Annotated in this window: 25 protein-coding genes and 1 riboswitch; of the genes, 18 read left to right on the top strand and 7 right to left on the bottom strand. The window is 61.2% G+C overall.

Annotation, left to right across the window (positions count from 1 at the left end; genetic code table 11):
* Complete coding sequence (locus tag HKK53_RS11790; RefSeq protein ID WP_169370967.1) at positions 1 to 729, top strand: dienelactone hydrolase family protein; 729 nt, start codon at positions 1 to 3, stop codon at positions 727 to 729.
* Positions 730 to 838: 109 nt separating this feature from the next.
* Here HKK53_RS11790 and HKK53_RS11785 read toward each other — a convergent pair whose 3' ends face one another.
* Together HKK53_RS11785 and HKK53_RS11780 are read right to left on the bottom strand one after the other, a co-directional pair.
* The gene (locus HKK53_RS11785) at positions 839 to 1,702 is read right to left on the bottom strand and encodes a pirin family protein (RefSeq protein WP_169370966.1); all 864 of its coding nucleotides are present in this window, start codon (positions 1,700 to 1,702) and stop codon (positions 839 to 841) included.
* A 61-nt stretch (positions 1,703 to 1,763) separates the two neighbouring features.
* The gene (locus tag HKK53_RS11780; RefSeq protein WP_169370965.1) at positions 1,764 to 2,180 is read right to left on the bottom strand and encodes an OsmC family protein; all 417 of its coding nucleotides are present in this window, start codon (positions 2,178 to 2,180) and stop codon (positions 1,764 to 1,766) included.
* A gap of 153 nt (positions 2,181 to 2,333) precedes the next feature.
* On the opposite strand from HKK53_RS11780, the gene HKK53_RS11775 reads away from it, so the two are divergent.
* Together HKK53_RS11775 and HKK53_RS11770 are read left to right on the top strand one after the other, a co-directional pair.
* On the top strand, positions 2,334 to 3,353 hold the full coding sequence (locus HKK53_RS11775) for an amidohydrolase family protein (RefSeq protein WP_442962283.1): 1,020 nt from the start codon (positions 2,334 to 2,336) through the stop codon (positions 3,351 to 3,353).
* A gap of 206 nt (positions 3,354 to 3,559) precedes the next feature.
* On the top strand, positions 3,560 to 5,185 hold the full coding sequence (locus HKK53_RS11770; protein WP_169370963.1) for a methyl-accepting chemotaxis protein: 1,626 nt from the start codon (positions 3,560 to 3,562) through the stop codon (positions 5,183 to 5,185).
* 187 nt (positions 5,186 to 5,372) lie between these two features.
* On the opposite strand, the gene HKK53_RS11765 is transcribed toward HKK53_RS11770, so the two are convergent.
* Genes HKK53_RS11765 through purM form a run of 3 tightly spaced genes read right to left on the bottom strand, consistent with a single transcriptional unit; the run spans position 5,373 to position 7,803 of the window.
* On the bottom strand, positions 5,373 to 6,086 hold the full coding sequence (locus HKK53_RS11765; RefSeq protein ID WP_169370962.1) for a DUF3108 domain-containing protein: 714 nt from the start codon (positions 6,084 to 6,086) through the stop codon (positions 5,373 to 5,375).
* 8 nt (positions 6,087 to 6,094) lie between these two features.
* On the bottom strand, positions 6,095 to 6,745 hold the full coding sequence (purN, locus tag HKK53_RS11760; RefSeq protein ID WP_169370961.1) for a phosphoribosylglycinamide formyltransferase: 651 nt from the start codon (positions 6,743 to 6,745) through the stop codon (positions 6,095 to 6,097).
* Positions 6,745 to 7,803 (bottom strand): phosphoribosylformylglycinamidine cyclo-ligase, encoded by a 1,059-nt coding sequence (gene purM, locus HKK53_RS11755; RefSeq protein ID WP_133836547.1) that lies wholly within the window; start codon positions 7,801 to 7,803, stop codon positions 6,745 to 6,747. The genes purN and purM overlap by 1 nt, the downstream gene beginning before the upstream one ends.
* 380 nt (positions 7,804 to 8,183) lie before the next feature.
* On the opposite strand from purM, the gene HKK53_RS11750 reads away from it, so the two are divergent.
* The 6 genes from HKK53_RS11750 (at position 8,184) to HKK53_RS11725 (ending at position 13,518) form a co-directional block, all read left to right on the top strand.
* Positions 8,184 to 9,245, top strand: a complete 1,062-nt coding sequence (locus tag HKK53_RS11750) for a DUF2066 domain-containing protein (protein WP_169370960.1) — start codon at positions 8,184 to 8,186, stop codon at positions 9,243 to 9,245.
* A gap of 38 nt (positions 9,246 to 9,283) precedes the next feature.
* Positions 9,284 to 10,357 (top strand): AI-2E family transporter, encoded by a 1,074-nt coding sequence (locus HKK53_RS11745; RefSeq protein WP_169370959.1) that lies wholly within the window; start codon positions 9,284 to 9,286, stop codon positions 10,355 to 10,357.
* Between the two features lie 230 nt (positions 10,358 to 10,587).
* Positions 10,588 to 11,292 (top strand): DnaA regulatory inactivator Hda, encoded by a 705-nt coding sequence (gene hda / locus HKK53_RS11740; RefSeq protein ID WP_054049492.1) that lies wholly within the window; start codon positions 10,588 to 10,590, stop codon positions 11,290 to 11,292.
* Between the two features lie 214 nt (positions 11,293 to 11,506).
* Positions 11,507 to 12,145 (top strand): C40 family peptidase, encoded by a 639-nt coding sequence (locus tag HKK53_RS11735; protein ID WP_169370958.1) that lies wholly within the window; start codon positions 11,507 to 11,509, stop codon positions 12,143 to 12,145.
* Positions 12,146 to 12,309: 164 nt separating this feature from the next.
* The gene (locus HKK53_RS11730) at positions 12,310 to 12,849 is read left to right on the top strand and encodes a C40 family peptidase (RefSeq protein ID WP_169370957.1); all 540 of its coding nucleotides are present in this window, start codon (positions 12,310 to 12,312) and stop codon (positions 12,847 to 12,849) included.
* A 21-nt stretch (positions 12,850 to 12,870) separates the two neighbouring features.
* Positions 12,871 to 13,518, top strand: coding sequence for an O-methyltransferase (locus HKK53_RS11725; RefSeq protein WP_169370956.1), 648 nt, complete (start codon positions 12,871 to 12,873; stop codon positions 13,516 to 13,518).
* A gap of 72 nt (positions 13,519 to 13,590) precedes the next feature.
* On the opposite strand, the gene HKK53_RS11720 is transcribed toward HKK53_RS11725, so the two are convergent.
* Positions 13,591 to 14,904 carry a PQQ-dependent sugar dehydrogenase gene (locus HKK53_RS11720; protein ID WP_169370955.1) on the bottom strand — a complete coding sequence of 438 codons (1,314 nt, stop codon included), beginning with the start codon at positions 14,902 to 14,904 and terminating at the stop codon, positions 13,591 to 13,593.
* A gap of 66 nt (positions 14,905 to 14,970) precedes the next feature.
* Positions 14,971 to 15,555 carry a hypothetical protein gene (locus HKK53_RS11715; RefSeq protein ID WP_169370954.1) on the bottom strand — a complete coding sequence of 195 codons (585 nt, stop codon included), beginning with the start codon at positions 15,553 to 15,555 and terminating at the stop codon, positions 14,971 to 14,973.
* Positions 15,556 to 15,708: 153 nt separating this feature from the next.
* A riboswitch (cobalamin riboswitch) is annotated at positions 15,709 to 15,940 on the top strand.
* A gap of 81 nt (positions 15,941 to 16,021) precedes the next feature.
* Between HKK53_RS11715 and cobO the strand changes: the two genes are divergently transcribed.
* From cobO to cobC, 9 genes are read left to right on the top strand one after another with little or no spacing between them, the layout of a single operon-like run.
* Complete coding sequence (gene cobO / locus HKK53_RS11710) at positions 16,022 to 16,633, top strand: cob(I)yrinic acid a,c-diamide adenosyltransferase (protein ID WP_169370953.1); 612 nt, start codon at positions 16,022 to 16,024, stop codon at positions 16,631 to 16,633.
* Positions 16,630 to 17,925, top strand: coding sequence for a cobyrinate a,c-diamide synthase (locus HKK53_RS11705; RefSeq protein ID WP_169370952.1), 1,296 nt, complete (start codon positions 16,630 to 16,632; stop codon positions 17,923 to 17,925). The genes cobO and HKK53_RS11705 overlap by 4 nt, the downstream gene beginning before the upstream one ends.
* Entirely contained in the window at positions 17,922 to 18,578 is a 657-nt protein-coding gene (gene bluB, locus HKK53_RS11700) for a 5,6-dimethylbenzimidazole synthase (protein ID WP_169370951.1), read from the top strand. The genes HKK53_RS11705 and bluB overlap by 4 nt, the downstream gene beginning before the upstream one ends.
* Complete coding sequence (gene cbiB, locus HKK53_RS11695) at positions 18,575 to 19,483, top strand: adenosylcobinamide-phosphate synthase CbiB (protein WP_169370950.1); 909 nt, start codon at positions 18,575 to 18,577, stop codon at positions 19,481 to 19,483. The genes bluB and cbiB overlap by 4 nt, the downstream gene beginning before the upstream one ends.
* Positions 19,476 to 20,468, top strand: a complete 993-nt coding sequence (gene cobD, locus HKK53_RS11690; protein WP_169370949.1) for a threonine-phosphate decarboxylase CobD — start codon at positions 19,476 to 19,478, stop codon at positions 20,466 to 20,468. The genes cbiB and cobD overlap by 8 nt, the downstream gene beginning before the upstream one ends.
* The gene (locus HKK53_RS11685) at positions 20,465 to 21,916 is read left to right on the top strand and encodes a cobyric acid synthase (protein ID WP_169370948.1); all 1,452 of its coding nucleotides are present in this window, start codon (positions 20,465 to 20,467) and stop codon (positions 21,914 to 21,916) included. Before cobD ends, HKK53_RS11685 begins: the two co-directional genes overlap by 4 nt.
* A 46-nt stretch (positions 21,917 to 21,962) precedes the next feature.
* Positions 21,963 to 22,484, top strand: a complete 522-nt coding sequence (cobU, locus tag HKK53_RS11680) for a bifunctional adenosylcobinamide kinase/adenosylcobinamide-phosphate guanylyltransferase (RefSeq protein WP_169370947.1) — start codon at positions 21,963 to 21,965, stop codon at positions 22,482 to 22,484.
* The gene (gene cobT, locus HKK53_RS11675; RefSeq protein ID WP_169370946.1) at positions 22,481 to 23,536 is read left to right on the top strand and encodes a nicotinate-nucleotide--dimethylbenzimidazole phosphoribosyltransferase; all 1,056 of its coding nucleotides are present in this window, start codon (positions 22,481 to 22,483) and stop codon (positions 23,534 to 23,536) included. Before cobU ends, cobT begins: the two co-directional genes overlap by 4 nt.
* Positions 23,533 to 24,108 carry an alpha-ribazole phosphatase family protein gene (gene cobC / locus HKK53_RS11670; RefSeq protein ID WP_169370945.1) on the top strand — a complete coding sequence of 192 codons (576 nt, stop codon included), beginning with the start codon at positions 23,533 to 23,535 and terminating at the stop codon, positions 24,106 to 24,108. The genes cobT and cobC overlap by 4 nt, the downstream gene beginning before the upstream one ends.
* Positions 24,109 to 24,110 lie beyond the last annotated feature (2 nt).

Raw genomic sequence — 24,110 nt, 5'->3', positions numbered from 1 at the left:
ATGAGCCAAGTCACTGTGCGTTCCGTGGTCTATCAGCTTGATGGCCAGTCTTACGAAAGCCGCCTGGCCTTTGATGCCGATCACAAAGGGCCGCGCCCGGGGCTGTTGATGGCGCCGAACTGGATGGGTATCAGCGCCGGTGCCGAAGAGATCGCCAGGTCGGTGGCCTCCAAGGGCTTTGTGGTGCTGATTGCCGACCTCTATGGCCAGTCGGCGCGTCCGCAGAACGGCGACGAAGCGGGCGCGGCTATGATGCCGCTGAAGAATGACCGTGGTTTATTGCGTCAGCGTATGCAAGCGGCTTTCGAGCAACTGCAAGGGCAGGGCGAAGCGGTGGTTGATACCTCGAAACTGGCGACCTTCGGTTTCTGCTTTGGCGGTTGCTGTGCGCTGGAACTGGCCCGCAGCGGCGCACCAGTGAAAGCGGCGGTATCGTTCCATGGTTCGCTGGATACGCCAAACGTGAACGATGCGAAAAACATCAAGGGTTCGGTTCTGGTGCTGCACGGGGCGTCCGATCCATTGGTGCCGAAAGAGCAACTGCCGGCTTTCGAAGCGGAAATGAACGCGGCGGGCGTGGATTGGCAACTGCTGAGCTATGGCGGCGCGGTGCACTCGTTCACCGACCCGCACGCCAATGTACCGGGCAAGATGATGTATGACGCGAAGACTGCCACCCGGGCGTTTGTGTCAATGCACAATCTGCTGGATGAAGTGTTCAAGGGCTGATGATCGTTCCCACGCGCAGCAAAGGAATGCCTCCAGGGACGCTCCGCGTTCCAATGGGACGCAGAGCGTCCCGGGCTGCATTCCCACGCAGAGCGTGGGAACGATCATGTCAGCGGGGCAGTTCGATCCGCTCGCTTTCCCCCGGCACCGTCGGCCAATCCCCGGCCGCCCAACGCCGGCGAGCTTCATCAATAGCCGCTGGATCGCTCGCCACAAAATTCCAGTTGATCCGCCGCGGCCCGTCCAGCGGCGCACCGCCGAACAACACGGCGTGACAATCGCTCTCGGCAAACAATGTCATCTCTTCCCCGACCGGCAACACCACCAACGCGTGCGGTTCTATCAGCTCGCCATCGAGTTGCACCTCGCCGTCGAGCACATACAGTGCGCGCTCTTCATGCTCGGTGGGGATCAGCAACGTCGTCGCGGTTTGCAGGTTCAGTTCGGCATACAACGTAGGAGAAAGCACCGGCACCGGCGATTCCAGGCAAAAGCCTGACCCGGCGATCATCCGAATCTTCACCCCGAGGTTATCGCTGACCGGCAGCGTGGCGGCCGGGTGATGGCTGTAATGCCCCGGACCCTGCTCATGCTCCTTGGGCGATGCCAGCCAGATCTGCAGGCCGTGCATCGTGAAGTCGCTGTCTTTCAGCGCTTCGGGCGTGCGTTCAACGTGGGCAATCGCGCTGCCCGCAGTCATCCAGCTGACATCTCCAGTGCCTACAACCTGATCGGAACCAAGGCTGTCCTTATGCTGGATTTGCCCCTGGAACAAATAGGTAAGGGTCGACAGACCGATGTGTGGATGTTGTCGGATGTTCATGCCTTTGCCCGGCGGATACCGGGTTTCGAGCATGTGGTCGAAAAACACGAAAGGCCCGACGCTGCGGCATTTGGCTGACGGCAACGGGCGAAGAATCGGTTGGCCTTCGACATCTTCGGCGCGAGGGCGGATCACGAGGGGCGTGTTCATGCTGCATTCCAGGCTGGGCGGGTGATGCGCAGAGCATAACCCGCCGCTGACATCGTGGTGATTACTGGCTGTCGAAGCCTTGTGGGGCGTGGGTTTCGATGGTGACGTCGGTGGTGGTCATCAGTTTATGAATCGGGCAACGATCAGCAACTCGTAGCAGTTCCTCGCGCTGAGCGTCGCTGAGCACACCTTTCAGCGTGAGGGTAACGTGCAGCGCATATTTGCCTTTCTGCTCTTCGCTGTTGTCGCGTTTGACCTCGACACCGACGCCGGTCAGTGGGATATCTTTCTTCTTGGCATACATCTTCAGCGTCAGCGCCTTGCAGGCCCCGAGGGCAGCGTCGAAGTAATCGTGGGGCTCCGGCGCCGAGCCTTCACCACCCGCGGAGACGGGCACATCGGCGAACAGTTCGTGATCATCGATCTGAACAGTGTGACGAAAGCCTTCACTGGAAACGGTATTGACGGTAACAGTCATGGGAAACCTCTTCGGCAGTAGGAAAAGTCATTCGAGCAAAAACGGACCCTGAAGGTATAGAGCATGTGTGCTGTGCTGCGTTCCACTTTGTTGCCGGCTGAACCCTGGTTGGCGCCGTGGGGTCTATGTCGCTAATGCCCCTGGAGAATGCCCGTGCCCCAGACCTGCTTGCGCCTTGCCTGGTTGTTGCTGCTTTGCAGCGCTGTCGCCAACGCCCGCGAATACGCCTACAGCGATGCGCACCTGCATTACGTGGATTTCTTCCAGGAAACGGCGGGAATGCCGACATTGCTCAAGGCGATGGCTGACAACTCCATCGATCATGTGATGATTTCCGGCATCCCGGTGGCCAAGAAATGGCATGAAGACGAACCCAAACGCCCGCGTTATTACGCCGGTGACGACGCCGACGCTTATTGGTATAGCGCGACCGACGTGATCGTTGCTGCTGCGGTGAACAAACTCACGCCCGAGCAACGTCAGCGTTTTCACCCGTTCCTGTCAGGCTTCAACCCCAACGATAAAAACTCCGAGGCGCACATCCAGCGCATGCTCGATCTCAATCCGGGGCTGTGGCAGGGCATCGGCGAAGTCTTTACCCGGCACGATGACCTGACGGCGCTGACCTCTGGTGATACGCCGCGCGCCAACAATGAAGCGATGACGCGCATCTATCACCTCGCCGCCGAGAACGACTTGCCGGTGATGCTGCATTCCAACATCACCTCCAAGCGTGAGAAAAATCCGCTGTACCTCGCGGAAGTCGAAGAGCCGCTGCGTAATCACCCGCACACGCGGTTTATCTGGGCCCACGCCGGCACCAGCGTCGAGATCCATCGGCACCAGACCCAGCTGGATTTCCTGCTGCCGACCCTGACCCGAATGCTCGAGGCCTACCCGAACCTGTTCATCGACCTGTCGTGGAGCATGCTCACGCCCTATCTGCTGGATGAACAGGGCAAGCCTCGGGAGGAATGGCTGAAACTGGTGGAGCGCTTCCCGGAGCGGTTCATGCTGGGCTCCGATGTGGTGGGACGTTTCAACAAGCTCGGTCAGGAAATGCACAGCTTTGATCCGTTTCTCGACGCCTTGCCTGAAGACGTTGCGCGAAAAGTCGCACGGGACAATTTTCTGTCAGTTCTGCCCAGAGAGAAAAAGGGCTTATTGCCCTGAAAAGATCGCATTTCTTGCGTAGGCACTGTCGAAGGCTGCGATCTTTTGACGTTGATTTTCTACGCTGAATCGTTCCCGCCCAAGGATCGAAGTAGTAAGGCGTTTTGATATCACGTTTTGGTCTTACGCAAAATTTCCCTGGGCCGATACCTTCTAAAGCAACCCGCTGCAGGGATATGCAGTGTTTATTGGAAGGAACCAAAGCAATGAGTATCCGAAGTCTCAATATCGCGCCGCGCGCGAGCCTGGGTTTTGGCCTGTTGGCGCTGATGGTGTTCGGTTTGGGGGCGTTCGCCCTGCAGCAAATGTCGAACATGCGGGCGCAATCCGATCAGGTCGATAACAACTGGCTGCCCAGCGTGATGGCTGTCGGGGAGATGAGTCAGGACATGTTGCGGCTACGGGCCTTGACCATGCGCCTGCTGATCAATCGCGATCCCCAGGCGCTGGCGCAGAATGTCGGCAAGCTCAACGAACTCAAAGGCGTTCTCGGTGATGCACAACAACGCTATAACGCGTTGATCGTGCTGCCCGAGGAGCGCTCGCTGTTTGATCGCTTTAAGGCGGCGGAGCAACAGTACCTGCAATTTCAGGGGCAGGTGATGAACCTGTCCAGCCAGGGACGGGTTGAGGAGGCGGCAGTCATCGTCAATGGGGAAATGAGCCCGCTGGCCGATGATATCGCCGTCACCCTCAAATCCCTCGTTGAGTTGAACAAGCAAAACGCCAACTTGGCAACCGAGGCCGCGCGCCTAGTGTTCAGCAGTTCCCGGGTCTGGGTCGGGGTGATGGTTGGGATCGCGGCGCTGATGACTATCGGCCTGGCCCTGCTGCTGACTCGCAGCATCGTCTTGCCCTTGTCCCAATCGTTACGCGTGGCCGAGGTGGTGGCGGGCGGCGATCTGACGGGCGACATCCACATCACCGGCAAGGACGAACCGGCGCGATTGCTCCATGCGCTCAAGAGCATGCAGCAGAGCCTGCGCGAGACCATTCGGCGCATTTCCGACTCGTCCAGCCAATTGGCCTCGGCCTCGGAAGAACTCAGTTGCGTTACCGAAGACGCTACCCGTGGCTTGCATCAGCAGAGTCTGGAAATCGAACAGGCCGCCACGGCGGTCAATCAAATGACGGCGGCGGTGGAAGAAGTGGCGAGTAATGCGGTGGCCACGTCCGAAGCGTCCCGGGAGTCTGACCGAATTGCCCAGCACGGCCGTGAGCAAGTGCATCAGACGGTGCTGTCCATCGAGTCCCTGGCGGACGATGTCACCGCCAATGCGACCCAGGTTGAGGACCTGGCGCAAAAGGTCTATGGCATCAGCAAAGTGCTGGATGTGATTCGCTCGATTGCCGAGCAGACCAATCTGCTGGCCTTGAACGCTGCGATCGAAGCGGCACGTGCCGGCGATGCCGGGCGCGGCTTTGCCGTAGTGGCGGATGAGGTGCGGGCGCTGGCCCACCGGACTCAGCAGTCGACCCAGGAAATCGAGCAGATGATCAGCGGCATCCAGCAGGGCACCGATTCTGCCGTCAGCTCGATGCAACAGAGCAACAGCCGGGCGCGCTCGACCCTGGAAGTGGCGAAGGCCGCGGGCATTGCGTTGGAAGAGATTGCCTCGGCGTTCACCTTGATCAACGAGCGCAACATCGTGATCGCCAGCGCCTCGGAGGAACAGGCGGCAGTGGCGCGGGAGGTGGATCGTAACCTGATGAACATCCGTGACCTGGCGTTACAGACTTCGGCGGGGGCCAATCAGACGAGCGCGGCGAGTCAGGAGTTGTCGCGGTTGGCGGTGGATTTGAACACGATGGTGGCGCGGTTTTCGGTCTGATTGACGATCTTTGATCGTTCCCACGCAGAGCGTTGATCGTTCCCACGCTCCGCGTGGGAATGCCTCTTGTGACGCTCTGCGTCACGCTTTGGAACGCGGAGTGTCCTGGCTGCATTACCACGCAGAGCGTGGGAACGATCAGCAAATAAAAGCCCCGCAATTGCGGGGCTTTTTGTCTCGAACCGGATCAGCTGCCTTTGACAGCCTTGCCGTTAACCGTGCCGTCGAGGAGCATGATGTTGTACTCCTTGCCGTCGGTTTCAACCTGTTGCAGACGGACCAGCAGGTAATCCCAGTCCTTGGCGAACCACATCACGGTGATCCGCTTGCTTTGTGTCGGGTCGCGCACGCGCTCAACCTTGATCGCATCGATCTGGCCAGCCTTGGTGTCGACTTTTTCCGAGCCCAGCACGCGGAAGTCGTAGGTATCGACTTCGCCGTCATCGACGACCTGGTAGCTCATGCTTTTCTTGCCAGCGGCCACGTCGTGTTGCAGGGCCAACTGATAAGTGGATTTGTCGACCATGCCGCGGTTGAGCGGGATCTTGACCGCGTCACCACGATCGGTGCCGGTGACCATTTTGGCGGTCCAGTCGAAGTCTAGGTCAGCCTTCTTGGCTTTGCCCAGGCCACCACGTTCGAAGTGGTAGGACTGAGGCAGCAAGGTGTCCTTGTCCAGGGTCAGGGTGCTTTGTTCGGACAGGCTGGCGATCATCATCGACGCCTTGAAGCTGAGCGTCCAGACACCGTTGGCGCCCTTGACCAGGCTGCGTTCGGCGGTGCCGCTCATGGGCAGCTGTTTCCAGTCGGCGGTGTAGCTGGCGGAGAAGGGTTGAAGGTCTGCGGCCTGCGCGAAGGGCAGGGCGAGCAGAGCGCAAGCGAAGAGCAAGGCGCGACGCATAATATCTCCTAGGTTCGAATCAAGTGGCCGCTGGCCGCGAGTAACTTTTCATCCAGTAAAGCACCTTGCTCGCCGAGGGCTAGACGACCTTCGGCAAACCAGCGTACGGCCATCGGGTAGATCAGGTGTTCCTGAACGTGGACCCGCTGCGCCAGACTCTGCGGCGAATCGTGCAACTCTACCGGTATTACTGCCTGTACGACCAGAGGTCCGCCATCGAGTTCCTCGGTGACGAAGTGCACGGAGCAGCCGTGCTCGGTATCTCCGGCCTCCAGCGCGCGCTGGTGAGTGTGTAACCCTTTGTATTTGGGCAGCAGCGAGGGATGGATATTAAGCAGGCGACCCTGGTAGTGCCGCACGAAACCGGCGCTGAGAATGCGCATGAATCCGGCGAGTACCACGAGTTTGGGATTGAAGGCGTCGATCAGTTCGATCAGCGCGGCGTCGAAGGCCTCGCGGCCCTCGAAAGCCTTGTGATCCAGGGAGCGGGTGTCGATACCCGCGTCCCTGGCGCGTTGCAGGCCGAAGGCGTCGGCGCGGTTGGAAATCACCGCAGCGATGCGGACCGGGCTGTCGCCGGTCCGCGTGCTGTCGATCAAGGCCTGCAAGTTACTGCCGGTGCCGGACAACAGCACCACCACATCACAGGTGACGGACATTAATGAGCCTTGAGGTTCTTCAGTTCAACCTGAGCCGCGCCTTCGGCAGCGGTGGAGATCTGACCGATGACCCAAGGCTGCTCGCCGGCTTCACGCAGGACGTTCAGCGCGGTTTCAACGTGCTCTTGAGCCACGCAGATCACCATGCCGACGCCGCAGTTCAGCACGCGGTGCATTTCGTTTTCGTCGACGTTGCCTTTTTCTTGCAACCAGTCGAACACCGCAGGGCGGGTCCAACTCGCGACGTCAACCACCGCTTGTGCGCCTTTTGGCAGTACGCGCGGGATGTTGTCCAGCAGGCCGCCACCAGTGATGTGGGCCATGGCTTTGACGGCGCCGGTGTCCTTGATCAGCTTGAGCAGCGGCTTCACGTAGATACGGGTCGGGGCCATCAGCAGGTCGGTCAGCGGCTTGCCGTCGAGCTGGATGTTTTCGATGTCGGCACCGGAGACTTCGATGATCTTGCGGATCAGCGAGTAGCCGTTGGAGTGCGGGCCGGAAGATGGCAGGGCGAGCAGGGCATCGCCGGCAGCGACTTTGGAACCGTCGATGATTTCGGATTTTTCCACGACGCCGACGCAGAAGCCGGCCAGGTCGTAGTCTTCGCCTTCGTACATGCCCGGCATTTCAGCGGTTTCGCCGCCGACCAGGGAGCAGCCGGACAATTCACAGCCAGCGCCAATGCCGGTCACGACCTGGGTCGCGGTTTCGACGTTGAGTTTGCCGGTGGCATAGTAGTCGAGGAAGAACAGCGGCTCGGCGCCACACACCACCAGGTCATTGACGCACATGGCGACCAGGTCGATGCCGATGCTGTCGTGCTTGTTCAGGTTCAGCGCCAGGCGCAGCTTGGTGCCGACGCCGTCGGTGCCGGAAACCAGCACGGGCTGCTTGTAGCCGGCCGGGATTTCGCAGAGGGCGCCGAAACCGCCCAGGCCGCCCATGACTTCCGGGCGCGCAGTGCGCTTGGCGACGCTCTTGATGCGTTCGACCAATGCTTCACCGGCGTCGATGTCTACACCGGCGTCCTTGTAGCTCAGGGAGGGTTGCTTGCTCATGATCCAGGCCTTTAGGGGGGATTCAGGGGTAACGACCGAGTCCAGTGGGACCGCCGAAACAAACGAAGGCGAGTGCCTGCGTGAATTCCAGGGTGCCCGGCTGTTGCCGGTCTGCGAAGGCGCGCGATTTTATCAGGCTTGAGAGGCAGCGGCCATCCTCAGGCCGACGGCAGGGGCATATCGGCTGAAAAAAACCATTATTGCTCGCGTGAGTGACGTCTCTCATCGCTGTATAAGGTATCGCCATTACCGTCTATCGTTATGGCAGTGCGAAAAACTTATCGAGGTCGGGTGAATGTTTTGCGCGGGGTGAGGGTCACAGCCTTGCTCCATCCGTTCACGCGGCCAGTTCCAGCCGCTCTTGTCGTCAGGAATCTTCCATGCGTTTTTTTTCTAAATTTATGTTTGCCGGATGTTTGTCACTTGTCACCTTGGTGAGTCATGCCGAACCCGTGAAAAATCTTTATCAGGTCCGCCAGCCGGTCAGTGGCCAGAGCCCGGAGATTCGCGATCAGGCGACCCAGGCGGCGCTGGATACGTTGGTGTTGCGCCTCACTGGCGATCCCAAGTCTGTGCAAAACCCCGGGTTGGCGGCGATCCGCAAGGACCCGCAACAAATCATCAGCCAGTACGGCTTTGATGCCGGGCCGCCGGAAGTGCTGAAGGTCGATTTCGACCCGGCCACCACCGATCAGGCGCTGCGCCGTGCCGGACTGTCGTTGTGGGGCGCGAATCGGCCGTCGATCCTGGGCTGGTGGTTGAACGACTCCACCGAAGGTTCGAGCCTGGTGGGCGATGGCCAGGCCAGCGCTGCGCCCTTGCGGCGTGCGGCGCAACACCGGGGCTTGCCATTGCGCTTGCCACTGGCGGATTTGAGTGAACAGCTGGTGGCCACGGCGCCGAATCTTGAAGGCTCGGATGCAGCCCCATTGCGCGGCGCATCGGACCGTTACAACGCGGACGCCTTGCTGGCGGTGCACGCCCATGAAGACGGCGGCCAGTGGCAGGCCAAGTGGCATTTGTGGCTTGGCGACCAGAAGGAAGCCGGCAGTGTGCAGGGCGCGGACCAGGCTGCCGTGACCGATGCGGTCATGCTGGCGGTGGCTGAGCGTCTGGCGCCACGGTTTGTCGTCAAGGCTGGCGTGTCGAGCGAACAATTGCTCGAAGTGCAGGGCATGAACCTGGAACACTATGCGGCGCTGGGGCGGTTGCTCGATCCTTTCGGCGCGCGTTTGGTCAGCGTCGACGGCGACCATGTTGTTTATCGGGTAAACGGCAGCGTCGAGCAGTTGCGCTCGCAGTTGTCGCTGGCGAAGTTGCAAGAGGTGCCAGCCGGTGAAGCGCCTGCGCCGGTCACACCGGTTGCGCCTGTGGCCGACGGTTCGGCGCCTGTCGCAGCGCCGGCTCCGGCACCGGTGCCGCAACTGCGATTCCGCTGGTAAGGTTTTCTTTCTTTATATAGATGCATAGGGAGTTGTACATGGCCGATACGCGGCGGTGGTTCTGGTTGGGTGGGGTGGTCCTGCTCTGCGCGTTTGTCTGGCTGTTGCATCCGATCCTGACGCCATTCCTGGTGGCGCTGCTGTTGGCCTATCTGTTCGATCCCCTGGTGGATCGCCTGGAGAAGGCCGGTCTGTCACGGACCTGGGGCGTGGTGGCGGTGTTTGCACTGTTCACGTTGATCTTCACCACCTTGCTGCTGGTGTTGGTGCCGATGCTCGCCAAGCAGTTGTTCCGCTTGTACGAACTGGCGCCGCAGATGCTCGACTGGTTGCAGCACACCGCATTGCCGTGGGCGCAATCGAAGTTTGGCCTGTCGGATAACTTCTGGAAGTTCGACAAGCTCAAGGCTGCGATCAGCGAGCACATGGGCCAGACCACCGACATTGTCGGCGTGGTGCTGAGCCAGGCGACTGCTTCCGGGCTGGCGTTGATCGGCTGGTTGGCGAATCTGGTGCTGATCCCGGTAGTAAGTTTTTACCTGCTGCGCGATTGGGACCTGATGATGGCCAAGATCCGCAGCCTGTTGCCCCGTGATCGCGAAGAGCGCGTGGTGACCCTGGCCGGTGAATGCCATGAAGTGCTCGGGGCGTTTGTGCGCGGGCAATTGCTGGTGATGCTGGCACTGGGCGTGATCTATGCCGCGGGCCTGATGTTGCTCGGGCTGGAGCTGGGGCTGTTGATCGGCCTGATTGCCGGTCTGGCGGCGATTGTGCCGTACATGGGCTTTGTGATCGGGATTGGTGCGGCGCTGATCGCCGGGCTGTTCCAGTTCCATGGCGACCTGTATCCGATGCTCGGCATCGTCGCGGTGTTCATGGTCGGGCAAGCGCTGGAAGGCATGGTGCTCACGCCATTGCTGGTCGGCGACCGGATCGGCCTGCACCCGGTGGCAGTGATTTTCGCGATTCTGGCCGGTGGCGAGCTGTTCGGCTTTACCGGCGTGCTGCTGGCGCTGCCAGTGGCGGCGGTGATCATGGTGCTGGTGCGCCATGTGCATGATTTGTATAAAGATTCGGATATGTACAGCGGTGTCGATGAGCCCGAGCTTTAAGCGGGCTTGATCGCTCGTAGCGGGCAGCCTGATTCCCGGCCAGGCTGGCCCGTATCCCCCTAGTCGCTGTCACATGCGCCGCCAAAGAAACGCTCATAAAAGCAGTGCGTTAACGCAAACCTTTGATTTTGCTTGTGGTCTGCCGCATTGTGCGGGCTGCCCCACGGGTATAAACTTCGCAAACTTTACACAGAGGCCACTAACGGTTCCTTTGGAACTGTTCAGTCAGCATGAAACCGATTCAGCTGCCCCTAGGTGTGCGTCTGCGTGATGACGCTACCTTTATCAATTACTACCCAGGCGCCAATGCCGCTGCACTCGGCTATGTCGAGCGGCTATGCGAAGCCGACGCCGGCTGGACCGAAAGCCTGATCTACCTCTGGGGCAAGGACGGGGTAGGGCGCACGCATCTGTTGCAGGCCGCCTGCCTGCGTTTCGAGCAAATGGGTGAACCGGCGGTGTACCTGCCGTTGGCCGAGCTGCTTGATCGCGGGATCGAAATCCTCGACAACCTCGAACAATACGAACTGGTCTGCCTTGATGATCTACAAGCCGTCGCTGGCCGGGCGGATTGGGAAGAGGCGTTGTTCCACTTGTTCAATCGTCTGCGGGACAGCGGTCGGCGTCTGTTGATTGCCGCTTCGACCTCGCCCCGTGAACTGCCGGTGAAGTTGGCGGATCTGAAATCACGCCTGACCCTGGCACTGATCTTCCAGATGCGTCCGCTGTCCGATGAAGACAAATTGCGGGCCTTGCAGTTGCGCGCATCCCGTCGCGGTTTGCACCTGACCGACGAAGTCGGGCATTTCATCCTGACTCGCGGCACCCGCAGCATGAGCGCGCTTTTCGAGCTGCTTGAGCGTCTCGATCAGGCCTCCCTTCAAGCGCAGCGCAAGCTGACCATTCCCTTCCTGAAAGAAACGCTAGGCTGGTAAATCCAGGGCCTGCAGCCGGTTTTGGCATATTCCAGGCGCCAGAAAATTCGCTTTCCTGCAGGGTTGCAGGCTGCGTCAACAGTCAAAATGGGTTTAAGCGCTTAGATGTAAACGAGAAACCGAGAAGTCACATAAAGATCGATTGAATTTGCAAATGAGGTTGATAGCGGGCATAGTCTCGGCTTCTTTACAACTATCAGCCACGGTCGTGCCCATGCTAAATCGCTTCGCACCCCTCGTGCCCCTCGCACTCGTCACCCTGTTGTTCGGTTGCGCTGCTCACTCTCCAGTGTCCCAGCAGGCGTCGCAACAGCAGATTAAGAATTCGGCCACTGCCCAATCTTCCGTTCTTTATCAGGAAGCTCTTAACCAAGAAGAGACAGCCACCGAAAAAGAACTGGCAGACTTCGCCGACGGCAAGTCGTACCAGCTTCCGGTTCTGGCCGACAGCATCCTCGAACGTGGCATGTCCCTGATCGGTACCCGTTACCGTTTCGGCGGTACCTCTGAAGCCGGTTTCGACTGCAGCGGTTTCATCGGCTACCTGTTTCGTGAAGAGGCCGGCATGAACCTGCCGCGTTCCACTCGCGAAATGATCAACGTGGACGCCCCGCTGGTGTCGCGCAACAACCTGAAGCCTGGTGACTTGCTGTTCTTCGCCACCAACGGTCGTCGCGGTCGCGTCAGTCACGCCGGGATCTACCTTGGTGATGACCAGTTCATCCACTCCAGCAGCCGCAAAAGCGGTGGCGTGCGGGTCGATAACCTGGGCGACAGCTACTGGAGCAAGACCTTCATCGAAGCCAAGCGCGCACTCGCGATGGCCCCGACTGTAGTCACTGCTCGCAAGTAAGCACACTTTATGTAAGGCGAACTTAAAGTCTTACTTGAAGTTTGGCGCATAGGCGCTAGAATCCTGATCTATTATTGATGGCAAACCGCCTGCGCCCTGCGCAGGCGGTTTTCTTTTCTGTCCTTCCGACAGAAAAAGCCGCAGCCAGATCAGGTGTTCCGCTTATGACGATGTCAGCCCGCCTCACCCTGATGCTCTTCGCAGCGCTGCTCAGCGCCTGCGCCAGCCGCACACCACCGCCTTCTGCGCCCGTGGTTCGTGCCCCGATTGTTTTCAGTACCTCTCCATCATTCTCGCCTGAAGCCGAAGACGTGCTGTTTCGTGCCTTGGGCCTGGTGGGCACGCCGTATCGCTGGGGCGGCAACACGCCGGATTCCGGGTTCGATTGCAGCGGCCTGATCGGATACGTCTACCGTGACGTCGCCGGCATTTCCCTGCCGCGCACCACCCGCGAGATGATCAGCATGCAAGCGGCCAACGTCGGCAAGGAAGGCTTGCAAACCGGTGACCTGATTTTCTTCGCCACCAACGGCGGCTCCCAGGTCAGCCACGCCGGGATTTATGTCGGTGAAGGCCGCTTCGTCCATGCGCCGGCCACGGGCGGCACGGTGAAGCTCGACAGTCTGTCCAAAGCCTACTGGCAGAAAGCCTATCTGAGCGCCAAACGGGTGTTGCAACCTGAGCACTTGGCGCGTAATCAGTAATTTTCCCGGCAAGAGGTTGTCATGACCGCTCGCACGCTTAATCTCGACGATTCCCTGTATCACTACCTGCTCGACGTTTCCCTCAGGGAAACGCCGCTGCTCAAGCGTTTGCGCGATGAAACCCAGGCGCTGCCCATGGCGCGCTGGCAAGTGGCGCCGGAGCAAGGGCAATTCCTCGCGTTGCTGGTCAAGCTCACCGGCGCCAGGCGTTTGCTGGAAGTCGGCACCTTCACTGGTTACAGCGCCTTGTGCATGGCGGCGGCGCTACCGGATGACGGCTCGCTGATCTGTTGCGATATCCCCGGCGACTACAACGCCACCGCGCGGCATTATTGGCAGGAGGCGGGTTTGGCCGCGCGCATCGACTTGCGCCTGGCGCCGGCGCTGGAAACCCTGGCGCAACTGTCAGGGCCGTTCGATCTGGTCTTCATTGATGCCGACAAGGCCAATTACCCGAGTTATCTGGAGCACGCCCTGCGGTTATTGCGGGTGGGTGGTTTGGCGGTATTCGATAACACGTTGTGGAGCGGGCGGGTGCTGGAGAGCAATCCCGAAAGCGCGGACACCCGGGCCATCCAGGCGCTCAATCGAGCGCTGAAGGATGACGCACGGGTGGATCTGTCGTTGTTGCCGATTGGCGATGGGTTGACGCTGTGCCGCAAAAGGTAAACGGATGCCGGAAAAGATCGCAGCCTTCTGCAACTCCTGTAACGGATTGCCGAAGACTGCGATTTTTTGCGTTTATTTAACCGCCGAAACCCGCCACACCTTATTCCCCACATCATCCGCCACCAGCAAATCCCCCTGCTGATCGATCACCACACCCACCGGCCGGCCCAAGGCATTTTCATCCTTGTCGAGGAACCCGGTCAGCACATCCACCGGCTGCCCGGTCGGTTTGCCCGCCGTGAATGGTACGAAAATCACTTTATAGCCGCTGTGCGGTTTGCGGTTCCACGAGCCATGTTGGCCCACGAAGGCGCCGTTGGTGAACGGTGCTGGCAACTTGCTGCCTTCGGCAAAGGTAAAGCCCAACGAGGCGGTGTGCGGGCCCACCGCGTAATCCGGGGCGATGGCTTTGGCCACCATATCCGGGTTCTGCGGCTCGACGCGCACGTCGACGTGCTGCCCGTAATAGCTGAACGGCCAGCCATAGAAGGCGCCGTCCTTGACCGAGGTGATGTAGTCCGGCACCAGGTCGCTGCCGATTTCATCGCGCTCGTTGACCGAGGTCCAGAGTGCGCCGCTGTTCGGTTCCCAGCCCATGCCATTGGGGTTGCGCAGGCCCGAGGCGAAGATCCGGTGGTTGCCGGTGGCGCGGTCGACTTCCCAGATCGCCGCGCGACCTTCTTCCTTATCCAGGCCGTTTTCGCCGACGTTGCTGTTGGAGCCCACGGTCACGTACAACTTGCTGCCGTCCTTGCTGGCGATGACGTTCTTGGTCCAGTGGTGATTCAACGTGCCGCCCGGCAGGTCGATGACCTTCATCGGTTCTGACTTGATCGCCGTATCGCCGGTTTCATAGTGGAAACGCAGCAAACGATCGGTGTCGGCGACATACAGGTCACTGCCGACCAGGGTCATGCCGAAGGGCGAGTTGAGGTTTTCCAGGAACACCGTGCGCGTTTCGGCCACGCCATCGTGGTCCTTGTCCCGCAGCAGCGTAATACGATTCGGGCTCGGCACGCCGGCACCGGCGCGGCCCATGACTTTCTTCATCACCCAGCCACGAATACCCGTGCCGTCATCGGGCTTGGGTGGCGCGTTGGTTTCGGCCACCAGCACATCACCGTTGGGCAGTACATAGAGCCAGCGCGGGTGATCGAGATTTTCGGCAAAGGCCGCGACCTGCGTGCCTGCTGCCGCGGTAGGTTTGGCACCGGCCGGCCAGCCGATCGCCGGGGCAATATTCACCGTCGGGATCAGGGTTTTATTCGGTTCTGGCAACTTGGGCGACGGGCCGGTGCCGTCTGTGACTTGCAGGCTGGACGTCTCACCGCAGGCAACAAGCCCTCCGGCGAGCGCGATGACGAAAACGAGCTGGGGCTTGCGCATGCTGATCTTCCCTATGAATGCACTGTTTAATCATAGAGGAGAAACAAAGCGCGATGGTTCAACCCGTCAACCACGGGCCTCTTTGAGCAGCACGGCGATGCCGGGGTGATAGTGACCAGCTTCGTTACGCAACTTGCGGTAGGCGTAGGGGAAATACCAGGCCACGGCGCAGGTGTGTTCCTTTTGCAGGTCGTCGACCATGTCCTGCAATTCTTCCGGGGTCGCGCTTTGCTGGGCCTTTTGCGGCGCGACAAACAGGCAGCCGAGTTTCAGGTCGCTGGCGTAGCTGATGCGCTTGGCGTCGCTGGCGATATCGGCCAAGGCTTGTGTCAGGTTCAGGCTGTTGACCTTTGGCCAACGCTGGGTCGTCTGGAGGTAAGCGCGTTCTTCACTGCTGGCGATAAACAGATCGGCGCGGGCATTGCGTTCGCCTTCTTCGAGCTGTTTACGGGTCGGCGTTTGTTGCAACGTGACCATTTCCGCCATCCAGGCCGCCGCCGACAGCAGGCTGAGATTGGCTTTTTCGTCAAACCAGTACGGCGTATCGTTATCGCCGCGCACGGCGTTGTAGCGGTCGATACAGTCAAACCAGCGTTCCAGCAGCGGGCGCAGGAATTCCAGCTTCGGATTGCTGATGATCATGCCTTGCATGTGGCTCACCCTTGTTATTGTGTTGTGGGATGTGGCTCTTTGATATCACTGCTGGGAGTGTGGCACAAGATTCGCGGCAGATAATTGATTGACGGCAGTTTTTCGCCCGGCGGCGTCCCGGCTTTAATTGACGCTCCACCCCCAACCCTCTAACCTTCGCGGCTTGTTTCAGGTGCTCTGTGGCTGCGGTCGACAGAGTGAAACAGGGAAGCCGGTGAGTGCGTTCATTCGACGAATGAACAACCACGATCCCGGCGCTGCCCCCGCAACGGTAAATGAGTGAAAAGCTGCGCCTTGAGCCACTGTGTTGAAAAACATGGGAAGGCGCGCAGCCAGGCGCAAGCCGCTCATGAGCCCGGAGACCGGCCTGATCCATCCAGCGGCATCACGGTGGGCGATGCCAGGCTTCTTGCCGTCTATTCTTGTGCCTGCCCGCCGTTATCCAGCCTCAACGGAGAGCTCCCCCATGACTGATACCCCCGATCGTGACGAACGCCACCTGGCGCGCATGCTGCGCAAAAAAGCCGTGATTGACGAGCGCATCGCCAACTCGCCGAACGAATGCGGCCTGCTGCTGGTGCTGACCGGCAACGGCAAAGGCAAAAGCAGCTCGGCCTTCGGTATGCTCGCCCGCTCCATGGGCCACGGCATGCAGTGCGGCGTGGTGCAGTTCATCAAGGGCCGCAACAGCACCGGCGAAGAGTTGTTCTTCCGTCGCTTCCCGGAACAAGTGCGCTTTCATGTGATGGGCGAGGGCTTCACCTGGGAAACCCAGGACCGCCAGCGCGACATCGCCGCCGCCGAAGCCGCATGGGCCGTGTCCCGCGAATTGCTGCGCGATCCGTCGATTGGCCTGGTGGTGCTGGATGAATTGAACATCGCCCTCAAGCACGGTTACCTCGATCTTGATCATGTGCTCAGCGACTTGCAGGCCCGCCCACCGATGCAACACGTGGTGGTCACCGGTCGCGGCGCCAAGCCGGAAATGATCGAGCTGGCCGACACCGTCACCGAAATGAATGTGATCAAGCACGCGTTCCAGGCCGGGATCAAAGCGCAAAAAGGCGTCGAACTGTGAATCAACCCCGTCATTGCCCTGCGGTACTCATCGCCGCGCCGGCCTCCGGTCAGGGCAAGACCACCGTCACCGCCGCGCTGGCCCGGTTGCATCGCAATCAGGGGCGCAAGGTACGTGTGTTCAAATGCGGCCCGGACTTCCTCGACCCGATGATTCTCGAGCGCGCCAGCGGTGCGCCGGTCTATCAATTGGACATGTGGATGGTCGGCGAGCAGGAAAGTCGTCGGCTGTTGTGGGAAGCCGCCGGCGAAGCCGATCTGATCCTGATCGAAGGCGTGATGGGCTTGTTCGACGGTACGCCCTCCAGCGCCGACCTGGCGCGGCACTTCGGCGTGCCGGTACTCGGTGTGATCGACGGCACCGCCATGGCCCAGACTTTTGGCGCACTGGCCTTGGGCCTGGCGAAGTATCAGCCGGACTTGCCGTTTGCCGGCGTCCTGGCCAACCGCGTCGGCACTTTGCGTCACGCGCAATTGCTCGAAGGCAGCCTCACCGAAGGCTTGCGCTGGTACGGCGCGTTGTCCCGGGAAACCGGGATCGAATTGCCCAGCCGTCACCTCGGTCTGGTCCAGGCCAGTGAGTTGAACGACCTCGACCTGCGCCTCGATGCGGCGGCGGATGCGTTGGCCAGCAGTTGCGAGGTAGCGCTGCCACCCGCTGTCGAGTTCGCCGCCCCGGACGTGATAACTGCGGAACCGTTACTCAAAGGCGTGCGCATCGCCGTCGCCCGGGACGAAGCATTCGCCTTCACCTACGGCGCCAGCCTGGATCTGCTGCGAGCGATGGGCGCCGAGTTGACGTTTTTCTCGCCGATCCGCGATACCCATTTGCCCGAAGCTGACAGCCTCTATCTGCCGGGCGGTTACCCCGAGCTGCACCATGTAGCGTTGTCGAAAAACACGTCGATGCTGAGCGCAATCCGGGCACACCATAAAGCCGGTAAACCCTTGCTCGCCGAATGCGGCGGCATGCTGTATCTGCTCGATTCCTTGACCGATGTCGAAGGCACGCGCGCTGAACTGGTCGGCTTGTTGGCCGGTGATGCCGTGATGCAAAAGCGTCTGGCCGCGCTGGCGTTGCAAGCCGTCGAACTGCCCGAAGGCTTGTTGCGCGGGCACACCTATCACCATTCATTGACCAGCACCGAGCTGGAGCCGATTGCCCGGGGCCTTAGCCCGAACGGCGGGCGCGGGGCAGAAGCGGTTTATCGTGACGGGCGGATGACTGCTTCCTACGTGCACTTTTATTTTCCGTCCAACCCGCAAGCGATGGCGGCGTTGTTCAAGCCATGAAGCCAGAAGATCTTGCGTTCAGCGAGGCTGAGCGCGCGGCGGTCTACCGAGCCATCGGCGAACGTCGCGACATGCGCCACTTCAGCGGCGGTACGGTCGAACCGCAACTGCTGCGCCGCCTGCTTGAAGCCGCGCACCAGGCACCCAGCGTCGGCCTGATGCAACCGTGGCGCTTTATCCGCATCAGCGATAAAGCCCTGCGCGGGCAGATCCAGCAACTGGTGGAAGAAGAACGGATCCGCACCGCCGAAGCCCTCGGCGAACGCACCGATGAATTCATGAAGCTCAAGGTCGAAGGCATCAACGACTGCGCCGAAGTGCTGGTTGCCGCGCTGATGGACGACCGCGAGCGCCACATCTTCGGCCGTCGCACCTTGCCAGAGATGGACATGGCCTCGCTGTCCTGCGCGATCCAGAACCTGTGGCTGGCCTCCCGCGCCGAAGGGTTGGGCATGGGCTGGGTCTCGCTGTTCGAGCCGCAAGCCCTGGCCGACCTGCTGGGTTTGCCCGCCGGGGCCAAGCCGCTGGCGGTGCTGTGCCTCGGCCCGGTCAAGGCATTCTATCCGGCGCCGATGTTGGTACTCGAAGGCTGGGCGCAGGCGCGTCCACTCAGTGAGCTGCTGTATGAAAATTATTGGGGAGTGAGTCAATGAGTGTGGCGTTGTTGAGTGTCGCCGCGGTGGCGCTGGATGCGCTGCTGGGTGAACCCAAACGCTGGCATCCGCTGGTGGCGTTCGGCGGTTTTGCCGATCGCATCGAGCAACGTTTCAACTCCGGTGGCCGTGGCTGGCGCAGTCATGGCGTCACTGCTTGGGTGATCGCGGTGTTGCCGCTGACCTTGTTGGCGACGGCATTGTCCTGGGCGCCTTACGTCGGTTGGCTGGTCGAGATTCTGGCGCTGTATTGCGCCCTCGGCATGCGCAGCCTCGGCGAACATGTCGAGCCGGTGGCCAAGGCCCTGCGCAGCGATGACCTGGACGAAGCGCGCAAACGCGTGGGGTATCTGGTCAGTCGCCAGACCAGCGAACTGGATAAAACCGAAGTCGCCCGCGCCGCCACCGAATCCGTCCTGGAGAACGGCAGCGATGCGGTATTCGCCGCGCTGTTCTGGTTTGCCGTCGCCGGCGCGCCGGGCGTGGTGCTCTATCGTTTGAGCAACACCCTCGACGCGATGTGGGGCTATCGCAACGAACGCTTTGAACGCTTCGGCTGGGCCGCGGCGAAGATCGACGACGTCCTCAACTACATTCCTGCACGCCTGGTGGCGTTGACCTACGCGCTGCTGGGCAAAACCCGACTCGCATTGAAATGCTGGCGCACCCAAGGCCCGACCTGGGACAGCCCGAACGCCGGGCCGGTGATGGCGGCCGGTGCCGGTGCGTTGGGCGTGGAGTTGGGCGGGGCGGCGATTTATCACGGCGAACTGCATCAGCGTCCACAACTCGGCGAAGGCCCGGCGGCGGATGCCGACTCCATCGACCGTGGCTGGCAATTGGTCCAGCGCGGCGTATGGTTATGGCTGCTGATTCTCTGCGTGGGAGCGGAATTCTATGCTTGAGCACGGTGGCCGGTTGCGCAAGGCAGCGCTCGAATACGGCATCGCCGAAGCCGATTGGCTTGACCTCTCCAGCGGCCTGGCGCCGTGGCCGTTTCCGGTCCCGGAGATTCCGCTGCGGGCTTGGGCGCGACTGCCGGAAACCGATGACGGTCTGGAGCAGGCTGCTTGCGATTATTACGGCGCCGCGCAAGTGCTGCCGGTGGCCGGTTCGCAGATGGCGATCCAGTTGCTGCCGCGTCTGCGTCGGGCCGGCAAGGTCGGCGTGCTGTCGCCGTGTTACGCCGAACACGCCGAAGCCTGGCGGCGCAACGGCTACATCGTGCGCGAAGTGCTGGAGCAGGAAGTCGACTTCTTCCTCGACAACCTCGACGTGCTGGTGGTGGTCAATCCGAACAACCCGACGGGCCTGAGCCTGAGCCCGAGTCGCCTGCTCGACTGGCACTCGCGACTGGCCCAGCGCGGTGGCTGGCTGGTGGTCGACGAAGCGTTCATGGACAACACACCGCAGCTGAGCATCGCGCCGTTTGCCAATCAGGTCGGCTTGATCGTATTGCGTTCCTTCGGCAAGTTTTTCGGTCTCGCCGGGGTGCGGCTGGGCTTCGTCCTGGCCGAGCGCAAGTTGCTTAAATTGCTGGCCGAGCAAGTCGGACCTTGGGCCGTCAGCGGCCCGACCCGAGTGCTGGGTCAAGCCTGTTTGCAAGACACCGAAGGCCATGCCCGGCAACGGCTGCGCAGCGAGGAAGCGAGTCAGCGTTTGGCCGCATTGCTGGAACGCTACGACCTCAAGCCCCAGGGCGGTTGCGCCTTGTTTCAATGGCTGATCACCGAGCGCGCCGAGGAGCTGCATGGCTTCATGGCCCGGCTCGGCATTCTGCTGCGGCTGTTCACGAATAACAGCAGCCTGCGTTTCGGCCTGCCCGCCGACGCCACCGAAGAAGCCCGCCTCGAACAAGCCCTGCAAGCCTTCGCCAAGGAAATCCAATGACTACGTTGATGGTGCAGGGCACCACGTCCGACGCCGGTAAAAGCACGTTGGTGACGGCGCTGTGCCGCTGGGTCACGCGCCATGGCGTCAGTGTCGTGCCGTTCAAGCCACAGAACATGGCGTTGAACAGTGCCGTGACGGCTGACGGTGGCGAGATCGGTCGCGCCCAAGCGGTGCAGGCCCAGGCCGCCAACCTCGAGCCGCACACCGACATGAACCCGGTGCTGCTCAAACCCAACAGCGACACCGGCGCCCAAGTGATCATTCATGGTCGCGCCGTCACCACCATGAACGCCGTGGCCTATCACGACTACAAGGCCATCGCCATGCAAGCGGTGCTGGCCTCCCACCAACGGCTGAGCGCGGCGTATCCGGTGGTGATGGTTGAAGGCGCGGGCTCGCCGGCGGAGATCAATCTGCGTGCCGGCGACATCGCCAACATGGGCTTTGCCGAAGCGGTGGATTGCCCGGTGGTGCTGATCGCCGATATCAATCGCGGTGGGGTGTTTGCCCATCTGGTGGGGACGCTGGAGTTGCTGTCGCCGAGTGAACAGGCGCGGGTTAAAGGTTTCATCATCAACCGTTTTCGCGGCGACATTGCCTTGCTGCAACCGGGCCTCGACTGGCTCGAAGAACGCACCGGCAAACCGGTGATCGGCGTGCTGCCTTATGTGATGGACCTGCACCTGGAAGCCGAGGACGGCATCGACCAGCGCCAGACCGACAAGGCTGATCAAGTGCTCAAAGTGGTGGTGCCGGTGCTGCCGCGCATCAGCAACCACACCGATTTCGATCCGCTGCGTTTGCACCCGCAAGTGGACCTGCAATTCATCGGCCCCGGCCAGGCGATTCCAGCCGCTGACCTGATTATTCTTCCGGGCTCGAAAAGCGTACGCAGCGATCTCGCGTACCTGCGGGCCAACGGTTGGCACACGGCGATCTCCCGACACTTGCGCTACGGCGGCAAAGTGCTGGGGATTTGCGGTGGCCTGCAAATGCTCGGCGAACACGTCCACGACCCGCTGGGCCTGGAAGGCGCGCCGGGTTCCAGTGCCGGGTTGGGTTTGCTGGCGTTCGAAACCTTGCTCGAAGAAGAGAAGCAACTGCGCAATGTGCGTGGGCGGCTGGCGCTGGAGAATGCCGAGGTCAGCGGCTATGAAATCCATGCGGGCGTGACCACTGGGCCGGCGTTGGAAAACGCTGCCGTGCAGTTGGACGATGGTCGCTGCGATGGCGCGCAAAGTGTTGATGGGCAGATTTTCGGCACCTATTTGCATGGGCTGTTCGAGTCACCGGCGGCGAGCAGCGCGCTGTTGCGTTGGGCCGGGTTGCAGGATGTGCAGGACGTGGATTATCACGCCTTGCGCGAGCGCGATATCGAGCGCTTGGCGGATTTGGTGGAGAAGCATTTGGATACTCGGCTGCTGCGAGAGCTTTGTGGGTTTTGAAGACGCCTTCGCGGGCAAGAACACCGACGATTTTAAGGAATGAACCATGCTCCAACTAATCCTCGGCGGCGCCCGCTCTGGCAAAAGCCGCCTGGCTGAAAAACTCGCCACAGACAGCCAACTCCAGGTCACCTACATTGCCACCAGCCAACCCTTGGACGGCGAGATGAACGAACGGGTCGCTCATCACCGCGCCCGTCGTCCCGCCGAATGGGCGCTGATCGAAGAGCCTCTGGAACTGGCCCGCATCCTGCGGGAAAACGCCAGTGCCGAGCGTTGCCTGCTGGTGGATTGCCTGACCCTGTGGCTGACCAATCTGCTGATGCTCGACAACCCCGAGCGCCTGACGGCCGAGCGGGATGCCTTGCTGGACTGCCTGGCCTCGCTGCCGGGTGAAATCATTTTTGTCAGCAACGAGACCGGAATGGGTGTCGTGCCGCTGGGCGAATTGACTCGCCGCTATGTCGATGAAGCCGGTTGGCTGCATCAAGCCCTGGCTGAGCGCTGTCAGCGCGTCGTCCTGACCGTCGCCGGCCTGCCCCTGACTCTGAAAGGAACTGCGTTATGACTCAATCCTGGTGGCTGAACCCGTGCAAGCCAGTCGATGCGGCCATCGTTGAACAGGCCGAGGCCCGTCAACAGCAACTGACCAAACCGGCTGGCTCGCTCGGTCGGCTGGAATCAGTCGCCGTGCAACTGGCCGGTTTGCAGGGTCAGGTCAAGCCGAGCCTCGATCAGCTGTGGATTGCGATCTTTGCCGGTGACCATGGCGTGGTTGCGGAAGGGGTGTCGGCGTTTCCCCAGGCAGTCACCGGGCAGATGCTGCACAACTTCGTCACCGGCGGCGCGGCGATCAGCGTGTTGGCGCGGCAATTGGGCGCTCAACTGGAAGTGGTCGATCTCGGCACCGTCACGCCTTCATTGAACCTGCCGGGCGTGCGGCATCTGAATGTCGGACCGGGTACGGCCAACTTTGTGAACGGCCCGGCCATGACCGTCACCCAAGGTGAACTGGCGTTGCAGGCCGGTCGCGACAGTGTGTTGCGCGCCACTGCAAGCGGCGCGCAGTTGTTCATCGGCGGCGAAATGGGCATCGGCAACACCACCGCAGCCAGCGCTTTGGCCTGTGCCTTGCTCGATTGCCCGGTGGTGCATCTGACCGGGCCGGGCACCGGGTTGAACGCGGCGGGTGTCAGCCATAAAGCGCAAGTCATTGAACGTGCGCTGGCCTTGCATGGCGCCCAGCGTGGCGATGCGCTGCAAACCCTGTTCAACCTCGGCGGGTTTGAGATTGCGGCGTTGGTCGGTGCCTATCTGGCCTGCGCTCAGGAAGGCGTGGCGGTGCTGGTGGACGGCTTTATTTGCAGCGTCGCGGCGTTGGTGGCGGTGCGCTTGAATCCGGACTGCCGTGAGTGGTTATTGTTCGGCCATCGCGGTGCCGAGCCCGGCCATCGTCATGTGCTGGAAACCCTGAACGCCGAACCGTTGCTTGACCTTGGTCTGCGCCTGGGCGAGGGCAGTGGTGCTGCGTTGGCAGTGCCGTTGTTGCGTCTGGCCTGCGATCTTCACGGGCAAATGGCGACGTTCGCGGAAGCGGCCGTGGCGGATCGTCCGGCATGACCCTGCGCCTGGATCTATTGCGCCACGGCGAGACCGAACTCGGCGGAGGGCTGCGTGGCAGCCTCGACGATGCTCTGACCGACAAGGGCTGGGCGCAGTTACGTGCCGCGGTGATCGGGCAGGGGCCGTGGGATCGTCTGGTCAGTTCGCCGTTGCAGCGTTGCGCGCGGTTTGCCGAAGAACTCGGTGGGCAACTTGGCTTGCCGGTGCAGTTGGAAAAAGACCTGCAAGAACTGCATTTCGGCGCATGGGAAGGGCAGAGCACGGCGCTGTTGATGCAGACCAGTGCCGAAGCGTTGGGGTTGTTCTGGACCGATCCCTATTCGTTCACGCCGCCCGAGGGGGAACCAGTGGCTGACTTCTCCGCGCGAGTGCTGGCGGCGGTCGAACGGTTGCACACCACCTATGCGGGTGAACGGGTGTTGCTGATCACCCACGGCGGGGTCATGAAGCTACTGCTGGCCCAGGCCCGTGGCTTGCCCCGCGAACAGTTGCTCACCGTCGAAGTCGCCCACGCTTCGTTGCATTCGCTGGCGGTCGGCGCCGGCCCGTTGTTACGGGAAGCGCGCTGATC

Source organism: Pseudomonas sp. ADAK7, from assembly GCF_012935675.1.
Classification (GTDB): Bacteria; Pseudomonadota; Gammaproteobacteria; order Pseudomonadales; family Pseudomonadaceae; genus Aquipseudomonas.
This window is presented reverse-complemented; position numbering and strand designations above follow the sequence as displayed.

Excerpts from the sequence above, each read along its gene's own strand:
- HKK53_RS11790 (WP_169370967.1), top strand. The coding sequence starts at position 1 with ATGAGCCAAGTCACTGTGCGTTCCGTGGTCTATCAGCTTGATGGCCAG.
- HKK53_RS11785 (WP_169370966.1), bottom strand. The coding sequence starts at position 1,702 with ATGAACACGCCCCTCGTGATCCGCCCTCGCGCCGAAGATGTCGAAGGC.
- HKK53_RS11780 (WP_169370965.1), bottom strand. The coding sequence starts at position 2,180 with ATGACTGTTACCGTCAATACCGTTTCCAGTGAAGGCTTTCGTCACACT.
- HKK53_RS11770 (WP_169370963.1), top strand. The coding sequence starts at position 3,560 with ATGAGTATCCGAAGTCTCAATATCGCGCCGCGCGCGAGCCTGGGTTTT.
- HKK53_RS11765 (WP_169370962.1), bottom strand. The coding sequence starts at position 6,086 with ATGCGTCGCGCCTTGCTCTTCGCTTGCGCTCTGCTCGCCCTGCCCTTC.
- purN (WP_169370961.1), bottom strand. The coding sequence starts at position 6,745 with ATGTCCGTCACCTGTGATGTGGTGGTGCTGTTGTCCGGCACCGGCAGT.
- purM (WP_133836547.1), bottom strand. The coding sequence starts at position 7,803 with ATGAGCAAGCAACCCTCCCTGAGCTACAAGGACGCCGGTGTAGACATC.
- HKK53_RS11750 (WP_169370960.1), top strand. The coding sequence starts at position 8,184 with ATGCGTTTTTTTTCTAAATTTATGTTTGCCGGATGTTTGTCACTTGTC.
- HKK53_RS11745 (WP_169370959.1), top strand. The coding sequence starts at position 9,284 with ATGGCCGATACGCGGCGGTGGTTCTGGTTGGGTGGGGTGGTCCTGCTC.
- hda (WP_054049492.1), top strand. The coding sequence starts at position 10,588 with ATGAAACCGATTCAGCTGCCCCTAGGTGTGCGTCTGCGTGATGACGCT.
- HKK53_RS11735 (WP_169370958.1), top strand. The coding sequence starts at position 11,507 with ATGCTAAATCGCTTCGCACCCCTCGTGCCCCTCGCACTCGTCACCCTG.
- HKK53_RS11730 (WP_169370957.1), top strand. The coding sequence starts at position 12,310 with ATGACGATGTCAGCCCGCCTCACCCTGATGCTCTTCGCAGCGCTGCTC.
- HKK53_RS11725 (WP_169370956.1), top strand. The coding sequence starts at position 12,871 with ATGACCGCTCGCACGCTTAATCTCGACGATTCCCTGTATCACTACCTG.
- HKK53_RS11720 (WP_169370955.1), bottom strand. The coding sequence starts at position 14,904 with ATGCGCAAGCCCCAGCTCGTTTTCGTCATCGCGCTCGCCGGAGGGCTT.
- HKK53_RS11715 (WP_169370954.1), bottom strand. The coding sequence starts at position 15,555 with ATGCAAGGCATGATCATCAGCAATCCGAAGCTGGAATTCCTGCGCCCG.
- cobO (WP_169370953.1), top strand. The coding sequence starts at position 16,022 with ATGACTGATACCCCCGATCGTGACGAACGCCACCTGGCGCGCATGCTG.
- bluB (WP_169370951.1), top strand. The coding sequence starts at position 17,922 with ATGAAGCCAGAAGATCTTGCGTTCAGCGAGGCTGAGCGCGCGGCGGTC.
- cbiB (WP_169370950.1), top strand. The coding sequence starts at position 18,575 with ATGAGTGTGGCGTTGTTGAGTGTCGCCGCGGTGGCGCTGGATGCGCTG.
- cobD (WP_169370949.1), top strand. The coding sequence starts at position 19,476 with ATGCTTGAGCACGGTGGCCGGTTGCGCAAGGCAGCGCTCGAATACGGC.
- HKK53_RS11685 (WP_169370948.1), top strand. The coding sequence starts at position 20,465 with ATGACTACGTTGATGGTGCAGGGCACCACGTCCGACGCCGGTAAAAGC.
- cobU (WP_169370947.1), top strand. The coding sequence starts at position 21,963 with ATGCTCCAACTAATCCTCGGCGGCGCCCGCTCTGGCAAAAGCCGCCTG.
- cobT (WP_169370946.1), top strand. The coding sequence starts at position 22,481 with ATGACTCAATCCTGGTGGCTGAACCCGTGCAAGCCAGTCGATGCGGCC.
- cobC (WP_169370945.1), top strand. The coding sequence starts at position 23,533 with ATGACCCTGCGCCTGGATCTATTGCGCCACGGCGAGACCGAACTCGGC.